This is a genomic window from Vibrio brasiliensis LMG 20546 (genome assembly GCF_000189255.1).
GTDB lineage: Bacteria > Pseudomonadota > Gammaproteobacteria > Enterobacterales > Vibrionaceae > Vibrio > Vibrio brasiliensis.
The window spans coordinates 73,369-80,555 of the sequence record NZ_AEVS01000104.1; the positions used below are offsets into that span (position 1 = coordinate 73,369).

Genomic DNA, 7,187 nt, shown 5'->3' on the forward strand with positions numbered 1-7,187 from the left:
GAGAGCAATATGAAACTTCTTCACACTATGATTCGAGTGACAGACCTTGATAAATCGATCGAGTTTTATACCAAGGTTCTGGGTATGAGCGTCTTGGATCGTTTCGAAAACCCTGAATACCGCTACACGCTCGTGTTCGTCGGTAACCCTGAGCATCCAGAAAGATCAACCATCGAATTGACTCATAACTGGGATACGGACAGCTATGAGCTGGGTAACGCTTTCGGCCATTTGGCATTAGGGAGTGAAGATATTTACGCAGCCTGTGACAAAATCAAACAACTTGGCGGCAACATTACCCGTGAGCCAGGGCCAATGAAGGGCGGCAGCACGCATATCGCTTTTGTCACTGACCCTGACGGTTACCAAATCGAACTGATTCAAACTAGCAAGTAATAGGTATTGTGATGAAAGATTCCATGTTTCAAACCATTCAACTTGGTCAGCTAACACTGGCTAACCGAATCGTAATGCCGCCAATGACTCGTTCGCGTGCCAGTCAACCGGGTAATATCGCCAACGAAATGATGGCTCAATATTACGCCCAGCGCGCGAGTGCAGGTTTGATCGTCGCTGAAGGAACTCAGATTTCGCCTATGGGTCAGGGTTACGCCTGGACACCGGGGATCTACAGCCAGGAGCAAATTGCTGGCTGGAAGAAAGTCACAGATGCAGTACATGCTAAAGGTGGCGCCATCTTTGCTCAGCTATGGCATGTTGGTCGTGTCACTCACCCTGACAACATTGGTGGCGAGCAACCTATTTCTTCGTCGGCGCTTAAAGCGGAGAACGTAAAAGTATTTATCGACAACGGCTCCGATGAGCCTGGCTTTGTCGATGTCGTTGAGCCACGTGCGATGACCAAACAAGATATCGAACACGTCATTGGCGAATATCGTCAGGCGGCGCTAAACGCGATTGAAGCTGGTTTTGATGGTATCGAGCTACATGCAGCCAACGGCTACCTAATTAATCAATTCATCGACTCACAAGCAAACAACCGCAGCGACGAATATGGTGGCAGTATTGAAAACCGCCTGCGTTTCTTAGGTGAAGTGGTTGAAGCTATGTCTGACGCAATCGGTGCAGACCGTGTAGGTGTTCGACTGGCTCCATTTACCTCGCTTAATGGAACAGTAGATAACACTCCGGTGGAAACCTACACCGCAGCGGCAGCTCTGCTTAACAAACTGAATGTGGTTTACATGCACATTGCCGAAGTAGACTGGGATGATGCTCCGGATACACCGGTAAGGTTTAAACAAGCAGTACGTGAAGCGTACCAGGGCGTGATTATTTACGCCGGACGCTACGATACAGACAAAGCAGCCAAAGCGCTTGAGGGTGGACTGGCAGATATGATTGGATTTGGTCGCCCATTTATCGCCAACCCGGATCTGCCAAATCGCATTAGAAACGGCTATCCACTCGCTGCGCACGATCCAGCAACGCTATTTGGCGGTAATGAAAAAGGTCTGCTTGACTACCCTGAGTATCAAGCGGTCTAAAACTGGCTAAGTCGATGAGGTTACCTCTCTTCAACTCAGCTTACTAAGCAAAAGGCTAACACGCCCCCCAGTGTTAGCCTTTTTTTGCAATTGCACCAACGGCCACACCACTACAGAACCACAGAAACGCAAAAGCCCCGACAACTCTTTGAGTTATCGGGGCTTTCAGAATAAATGGCACGCCCTGTAGGAATTAGACCACAATTTCAACCTTACTTAACCATGCTTAATTGAGCCATATTATCTTTTATATTCAACTAGTTAATTAAACTTTAGTCATATGGATAATTTAACCAAAATAGCCTAAAATTAACCTAATTTCACCCCATCGGCACCACCACGGCACCACCAGAATCGAGGTTAAGTTATTATGGTATCGGGAATTAACTTCACAAAACGCATGTTAGAGAATCTCGAATTACCCAAAAAACGCACCAGATATGCAGATATCGGTGGTACAAACAGTGTTCGCGGACTGGGGTTAGATGTTACTCCATCTGGAGACAAAACATTCCGATATGTGCAAAAGGTTAACGGTCGCAACGTCAAAGTCACCATTGGCAAATTCCCAGAGATTACCGTTGAGTTAGCTAGAAGCCATGCGCGCGACATAGCCCAACAGATAGCTGGTGGTATAAATCCAAACGTAGAAAAGCGCAAAAAGCGAAACGCAGATACATTTAATGACCTGTTCACCATATATGAAGAGTTGTTCAAGTTAGATATCAAAGCTGGCAAAAGGAGAGAGTCTAGCCTAACCAGCAGTAAAACCCTTTATCGACTGCACTTAAAGGCAAAAGTTGGCAATACCCCTATCGACAACTTCACCAAGGCTGATGCCAAGCAGCTCCTTAATCGAATCCTATCTGAGAAAGGATACAGCTTACACAACCACACCCTTACCCTGCTCAAGTCAATGTTCAATAGAGCTGATGTCCCGACAAATCCGTTTGGTACTCTGAAGAAAATTGACGAGTCTTATCATCGTAGGCAGAGAACGCTAAGCCCCGAAGAGCTACAACGATTGTTTAAGTCCCTCGACCAAGAACAAGAAGTTTACCAAGACTGTGTGTTGCTACTTCTACTCACCGGACAACGCAAGGCGACGGTTCTTTCTATGGAGTGGAGGGAGATCAATAGGGAAAACCAAACATGGTCTATTCCAACATCAAAAATCAAAAGCAAGAAGCCCCACGTAGTGCCGCTTACCTCGGAAGCCATGGCGATACTGGAAAGGCGCGCAAAATCGTCTCCTCGAGGCGAAGAGTTCGTATTTCCTAGCAGACGAAGTCAATCGGGTCACATAACAGATAAAAGCGGTAAGGGGGGCTTTTGGAGACGAATAACCGAACGTGCTGGACTGTATAACTCAGATCCAGAGAAAAACCTTCAAGTACATGATCTAAGGCGTACCTTAGCCACTTATCAGGTTAGTTCTGGAGGTTCGCTGCAAGCCACCAGCAAATTACTAGGTCACTCCAATGTAAGCATTACATCGGATGTATATGCGCACCTGTCGGTAGATATTGTTAGACAAGAGCTAGAACAGACCACCAACTATATGCTTGGTGGTCAAGAAAGTAGTGACTTAGATAAGCTCAAGCAAGAGATATCTTCATTAAATCCAGAAGATAAGCAGCAATTGTTGGAATTCTTGTCGAAGGAGCTGAGTCATTCCCGTTTCAACAACTAGTTCTGTAGCGAAACCTATTTCCTTATGATTTTATTTCTTAATGTTCTTAATCATATTTCCCAACTGCTCTAAACCGTCGAAGGTGCTAGGCAGTTTCTCGGAGTCCGATATGATTCCGCTGAAAATAAGGTTTTCAAACCTGTCTAGCAAGTCAGAATCTTTCTCTTTAATTCCTTTTGCGTATTCGGCGTAACCCTGTATGAATGAGCACAAAGTCTTACGTAGTTCTATTTGCATGACCTGTGTTTTTACAGAGCGGTAATTCATCAGAATAATTCTGAAGAAATAAATCAGAATTACTTCGATAGATACTAGAGGCATTAACCTGACCAAACTACCTAAGCCATCGAATGTTTTAGCAGCTTCACCAAAGGTAAGCGCCCAAAACTCCAGAACTAAAGGAGTCAGTATCAAGATTGCCATACCAACGAGTGACCAAAATAGCCATTTTTGCTCAGTTTTCTTATCCTCAGAAAGCTTGTCAAATCCTTGGTATAAGCCAACGAAGTTGTACGCGGTTTTTAGAGTGTTTAACTTCCCACTCAGTTCACCAACGGTTTTTTCTTTCGTTTCTAACTCAGCATCCCACTCTTTCTTTAACCTCTCCGCATCATCCAGTCGCTCTTTGAAGTCGACCGCTGACTTGATGTTATTGTTAGCAAGAAATTTTTTTAGAATGTTTCCGGGCATGATATTAAAGGCATAGTGTAGTTGCCATCTATCATCAGAACTTACTTCCAGTGAACCATAATCCTCTGTTATTTTGCTAATGAGGGGTGCAATCTCATGTTCACCTTGTCTACTAGCATCGGTTAAAAAATCGTACTCCAGCAAGAAACGCACTGAGTCCGTGTAAATAGATAAGAAAGCTTTAGGGTCTTCATAACTAAAAGAACGTAAGTCCTCGATAAAACTATTGCCCCGATGTTCAATATTAAAAGGGCAGTTCTCGTCCCAATCATCAGGATTACGGATGATCAATCCAACTATAGCTCTAACGATGTCTAGACGAACGCGCTCCCTGCCTCCTGCTGCTGGATTATCTTTAGTATTGTTTAAAAAGCGTTTGATTATGGCTTGAACATTCGTTGAACGAAATAAACTTGTCCTATCATTTGCCTCAGTAGACTTAATATTATTCATCGAATGACACCGCCAATTCTACCCAGTTTTTGTAATCCGCTTTGCTTGCAGAGAGCTCCACTAACACCTCCTGCATGTGACACTTAACCCGATGCTCCCAAGCTGCATTCTGTTCTGACTGCCTAGCCAGTTGGTTAATAAAGTCTGTTTTCTCTCGATTTTTCCAAGGAGAACAGAATTTGTGCATGTCATTTAGGATGCTTTGCAGGGGAAAACGAACCACCATTCCGTTAGGAGTCACACGCTCTCCCGGAAGAAAACCTTCATCAGTTCTCTCAAAAGACATTGGGAATGAGCCAGTGTTGTAACCGAGATTACTAATATCCTGCCCGAAGTCCTTGTTTTTATATGTTTCCTCCATCCACTTTTCGTATAAGAAGTAGTGCTTCTCCCTTAGTACAAACAAGATTAGCAGTAGATATGGATTCATGGTCTTATTGGCATTGCTCAGTACAGACAAAAACTTGTCTACAAGCTGTGCCGTATCCCTTAGCGAAAGCCTAAAACGATCGGCGACTATCGAAATAACGCTCGTTAAATCGGACAATTGGTTAATCGATGGAACGTGTTTTTGCCATTGAGAATTATAGGTAACCTTACCCTCAACCATCTGCTGCACAAACTCATACCTTGAAAGCTCAGTCAGAGAGTAACGACGGCGGAAGAAACGTCCCAAATATGTCTGAGCGTCAAATCCCTCACCATAAACCGCTTTAACAGCATGTTGTAGTTGCTCGGTGTCCGTCGCAATAACAAATACGATGCTGTCCAACTCGAAGAAGTGCTTCACTACTTCCAACATCTCAACTGCATAGCTTGGTCGACAGCGGTCTAACTCATCGATAAATACAAATGTTGGTGTTGATAAGTCGGTATTTGGTTTAGTTATAGCCTCCACTAACTGGCTTATTTCATTCCGCAGATGCTCAACCGATTGTAGTTTGGCGTTGTGATCGTCGATCATGCATTTCGCTAACGTACTAGCGGAGTCCGCAACAATGTCAGAAGTACCACTCCCTTTCTGCTCACCGTCGGTTTCTACTGTTTTGGGTGGAGACAATGAGTCATCTGCATCAAGCGAAATATCGTCAAGGTTCACGCCTGTAGCTTTCTTTACAACTCCTTTCATTAGTACAGGTGCCAACGCTTTAATAAACCTTGCTGACTTCTCAGAAATCTTTGCTATGCGCTGATTTTCTTTAGGTAGGTGTCCCCCCAGCGACCCGATTAATGAAGATACAACTGTTAGCATTGGGTCATCGGAATAGTCTTGCTTCCACGCATCGATATAAACCACGGGATGACTAACCTTAATACTTTCTATCCATCGGTTGATAAAGTAGGTTTTACCCGCTCCCCATTTAGCGTTTAGGTTTAGGACATAACCACCCTCAATGGAATTATTAATTAGATAGTTGTGAAGAAAGGATGCATACCTTGCTCTATCTAACGTATCCGCTGGAAACTTTTTGTCTGGTGTTGGCTCTTTCCAATTGAACTCTATTATTGATTCTGGCATTCGCTTTTATAAACCCGTCTATATTCAAGTCGTTCGTTTCCTTTCCCCGAGATTGATACCACCATCTCGATGAAATCTCCTATGTGTACGCCGACTAACTTGCTTAGTCAACTAATGGCATAAAATTTAGAGAGCTATGCGGTTGAGTGTAATTGTAACATTCTCTATATCATGCAAAGTGCGTCGATCAAGGCTCTTTAGCCAGCTCAACCAAATGTGTTTGAGCAGGGCAAACTCAGCTAATAAGAGACAAATTGAATAAAGAATCTAATAATGAATGGAGTAGAATTGAGGCAACTTGATCAATGTTGGACAGAAATCGTTTTGTGGAACCACAGTAAATGACTTACACACATTAGAAAAAGTACCTTGATACCATAGAGGAGCAACTACTCAGCGCTGGAAAGCCAAAAGAATTACTTTCGCTGCCTGTATGAGGAAGATAATCGTTATACTACATATGGTATGGATAGAGATGGCGCCAACCACCCATACTTATATCAGCGAATAGAAACCTGACGATAAGGATCAAGCTCTTATCCGCTGAGAACATTTTAGAATGCTGAACTAGAGGACTAACTAAATTCAACTTCCTCTGCTTGGCTCGCGTACATATGTTTTTGACGTAGTGCCGCAACCTGAATCACTGCAGGTATAGTAACTCGATACGCGGGACCCGCGATATCGACAGCTGTCCATAATCCCGTGATCACCCAACCAATCGGGCCTGTCAAAATTGCCATTGTTCTAGTCAATGCGGCGCCACCAGCAAAGCTTAGCCCGCGACCTATAAGCGCTTTTAAAACAGCATTGACAACAATTACTGTTAATTGGTAGGACTTAAAACCTCCAGCACGAAATACCGCTTGAAATGTACCCACCATTATTTCTGGAGTTACTCCGCTTGTATTTTTCACACCCACAGACTGAGCTAACTCACTTAATTCTTCAGAGCTCATTTTCTCAAGCGCATCGGTAAGAATTTTCATTAGAAGGTTATTTTCTATCTTGTCTACACTAGAGTACTTATTGTAATTGACCTTCATTTTGTCACATACATCCATCAAAACTTCTTTGTATTCGACCCCTTTCCCACCACGAAACATATTTGCGAAGGAGTTACCACCAAAATGTTGGATTTCGGCAGCAATAAGATCCCAATACCTAGCATGATCTGGATGATTTTTCTTATACGTATCAGAGGTGGTTAGCTCCTCAGTAAACCGAACTTCACCATCTTTATCATGGGTAATACAATAAACAAGATCTTCTAAATCTTCCGATTTCAAGTTTCGTAAGAATTCCAAGTCATTGTCATGCCTAT

At 43.5% G+C, this 7,187-nt stretch carries 6 protein-coding genes; 3 read left to right on the plus strand and 3 right to left on the minus strand.

Translation table 11 applies throughout. The features are described from left to right. Positions 1-9: 9 nt before the first annotated feature. From gloA to RH46_RS19715, 3 genes are all read left to right on the plus strand, one after another. Complete coding sequence (gloA, locus tag RH46_RS19705; RefSeq protein WP_006881290.1) at positions 10-396, plus strand: lactoylglutathione lyase; 387 nt, start codon at positions 10-12, stop codon at positions 394-396. An 11-nt stretch (positions 397-407) separates the two neighbouring features. Beyond that, on the plus strand, positions 408-1,508 hold the full coding sequence (locus RH46_RS19710; RefSeq protein WP_006881291.1) for an alkene reductase: 1,101 nt from the start codon (positions 408-410) through the stop codon (positions 1,506-1,508). A 370-nt stretch (positions 1,509-1,878) separates the two neighbouring features. After that, positions 1,879-3,201 (plus strand): tyrosine-type recombinase/integrase, encoded by a 1,323-nt coding sequence (locus RH46_RS19715; RefSeq protein WP_006881292.1) that lies wholly within the window; start codon positions 1,879-1,881, stop codon positions 3,199-3,201. Between the two features lie 30 nt (positions 3,202-3,231). Here RH46_RS19715 and RH46_RS19720 read toward each other — a convergent pair whose 3' ends face one another. The 3 genes from RH46_RS19720 to RH46_RS19730 all read right to left on the minus strand — a co-directional run. After that, positions 3,232-4,344, minus strand: coding sequence for a hypothetical protein (locus tag RH46_RS19720; RefSeq protein WP_006881293.1), 1,113 nt, complete (start codon positions 4,342-4,344; stop codon positions 3,232-3,234). Continuing rightward, complete coding sequence (locus tag RH46_RS19725; RefSeq protein ID WP_006881294.1) at positions 4,337-5,863, minus strand: KAP family P-loop NTPase fold protein; 1,527 nt, start codon at positions 5,861-5,863, stop codon at positions 4,337-4,339. Before RH46_RS19725 ends, RH46_RS19720 begins: the two co-directional genes overlap by 8 nt. A 575-nt stretch (positions 5,864-6,438) precedes the next feature. Then, positions 6,439-7,187: YaaW family protein (locus RH46_RS19730; RefSeq protein WP_006881295.1), on the minus strand; the 749-nt coding region annotated here is incomplete at its 5' end.